The sequence below is a fragment of the Vibrio sp. 1069 genome, assembly GCF_033340555.1.
Map to the genome: position 1 here is coordinate 1 of NZ_JAWOWP010000674.1, position 581 is coordinate 581.

A 581-nucleotide genomic window follows, 5' to 3' on the forward strand; every position below is an offset into this window, starting at 1 on the left:
AGGCATTGCGCAGCAGGGCCAAAATGGCAAAGTTCAAGCATTCAAACGTTCGGAAAATCAAGCTTACTATGATGCGGTTAACCCGCTAGCAAGCTGGGAAAAACAACAAAAAACCGAGTTACTGATGTCTTTGGATGCGTACATTCGCACTAAAGAGCCTCTGATCAAAGAAGTTTCTATCAGCATCAGTGGCGTGCACGAGCAAATGCTAGTTGCCGCTACAGATGGCACTTTCGCTGGTGATACTCGTCCTCTTGTTCGACTATCCATCAGTGTACTTGCACAGAAAGGTGACCGTCGCGAGCGTGGCAGTGCTGGTGGTGGTGGTCGTTTTGGCTACGATTTCTTCTTGTCTGAAACAGATGGTGTGAAGCAAGCCTTCCACTTCGCGGACGAAGCCATCCGTATGGCATTAGTTAACCTAGAAGCAGAAGCTGCACCTGCAGGTATGATGCCAGTGGTGCTTGGTTCTGGTTGGCCTGGCGTACTGCTGCATGAAGCGGTAGGTCACGGTTTAGAAGGGGATTTCAACCGCAAAGAGTCGTCGGTATTCTCTGGCAAAATGGGTCAACAAGTGACGT

Annotated in this window: 1 protein-coding gene; it reads left to right on the forward strand. The window is 49.6% G+C overall.

What is annotated here, in order from left to right; translation table 11 throughout:
• A partial coding sequence (locus R7040_RS28400) for a metallopeptidase TldD-related protein (RefSeq protein WP_318097880.1) occupies positions 1 to 581 on the forward strand: 581 nt, incomplete at both ends.